The following is a 1,653-nucleotide window of genomic DNA, read 5'->3' on the forward strand; positions in this document are numbered from 1 at the left end:
CCATCATCGGCTCCGACGTGCTCCAGCACGTACGCGCGGCACAGATCCCGGGCCGCCTCCTGGTCCCACAGGACGTGGCTGAGCACGCGCTGCGTCCGCCACGGGCGGGCGTCGCCGATCTGCTCGGCCAACTGCCAGCCGTTCTTGCGCTTGGCCGCGCTCAGCAGGCCCTCAAGGTACAGGCCTGCCTGCCGCCGCGGCTCGGCCCGGACGAACAACTCCCCCAGTCTCGCCTGCAGCGCTCCCAAATTCTCGCGCCAACTCAGGATGTCCCGAGGATCCGACCCCATGGCCTGCCTCCACGAACCGACATGCCGCCACGCCGCACATGGGAAAGCCTCACGGCAAGCTCAACTGTAGAATTAAAGCTCGGGACAAAACCGGGGTTGAGGCGTTGAGGAGGGATGGCACTCCTCGTTCCTGATGACCTCTGGGTGGTGGTGGAACCGCTGCTGCCGCGAGAGCGGCCGAAGCCGAGAGGCGGTCGGCCGCGCGCGCCCGATCGGGCGGTGCTGGCTGGCATCTTGTTCGTGCTGCGAACGGGCATCCAGTGGCACGAGGTACCGACCGAGCTGGGCTGCTGCGGGAAGACCTGCTGGCGTCGGCTGGGCGAGTGGCACGCCGCCGGGGTCTGGAGGGGGCTGCACCGGGTGCTGCTGGAGCGCCTGCAGGACGCGGGCGCCCTGGACTGGAGTCGGGCGGCGCTCGACAGCGCCAGCCTGCCCGCGAAAAGGGGGGCGAGGAGGTCGGGCCGAACCCGACGGACCGCGGCAAGCCGGGCACCAAGCGCCATCTCGTCACGGACGCCCGCGGTACGCCGCTTGGCCTGACGCTCAGCGGGGCCAACCGCCACGACAGCCGCATGCTGGCGCCTACGCTGGACGCGGTACCGGGCGTGCGGGCCCGGCGCCGCGGGCGACCCCGCCGTAGACCCACCAAGCTCCACGCCGACAAGGCGTACGACCACCGCCGCTGCCGCCGTGAGTGCTGCGCTCGCGGCATCACCCCGCGCATCGCAAGGCGCGGCATCGAGAGCAGCACCCGCCTCGGACGACATCGATGAGTGGTTGAGCGGACCTTCGCCTGGCTGGCCCGGTTCCGGCGGCTGACCGTCCGCTACGAGCGCCGCGCCGATCTCTACCTCGCCCTGACAACCCTCGCCTGCGCCTTGATCTGCCTGCGCCAAATCAGGAGGTTTTGTTTAGTGTTGGGCAGCGCAGTCAGCCCTGCTTACAGGTCACAAGCCTCCTCACCGGGAAGATCACGGATGGCCGGCAGAGCGGCCGCCGTGTTCATCTCGATACGAGCAGTGCGGCGCATGGCACATCCTGTGCGCTGGCGTGACATGGCAGCTAATACCGCCGAGCTTATGAAGTGACTTTTCTGATCCAGGGATAGTTGGTGAGGGATTGGAGGCGCTCGGGCGTGAGGGCGTTCCAGGCTTGGCAGCATGCGTCAACGATGGCGGCGTTGCTGTTGAGCAGACGGTGGGACAGGAAGCGCTCGCGGAGGTGGAGCCAGACGCGCTCGACCGGGTTCAACTCGGGTGCGTAGGGCGGCAACGGCACGAGGGTGACGTTGTCGGGCACACGGAGCTGGCGTGAGCCGTGCCAGCCTGCCTGATCGAGCACGAGAACGGCGTGAACGTCGGGG

General features: G+C 68.7%; 1 protein-coding gene and 2 pseudogenes. 1 reads left to right on the forward strand and 2 read right to left on the reverse strand.

All coding sequences use genetic code 11. From position 1 onward, the window contains the following. A pseudogene (locus EAH89_RS30795) lies at positions 1–290 on the reverse strand (IS701 family transposase); the annotation flags it as partial. Positions 291–404: 114 nt separating this feature from the next. On the opposite strand from EAH89_RS30795, the pseudogene EAH89_RS30800 reads away from it, so the two are divergent. After that, positions 405–1,201, forward strand: a pseudogene (locus EAH89_RS30800) (IS5 family transposase); the annotation flags it as partial. Positions 1,202–1,367: 166 nt separating this feature from the next. On the opposite strand, the gene EAH89_RS30805 reads toward EAH89_RS30800, so the two are convergent. Further along, positions 1,368–1,653, reverse strand: a 286-nt coding sequence (locus EAH89_RS30805) for a transposase (RefSeq protein WP_194152388.1), incomplete at its 5' end; no start/stop codon positions are given.

It is taken from the genome of Muricoccus nepalensis, from assembly GCF_006438825.1.
GTDB lineage: Bacteria > Pseudomonadota > Alphaproteobacteria > Acetobacterales > Acetobacteraceae > Roseomonas > Roseomonas nepalensis.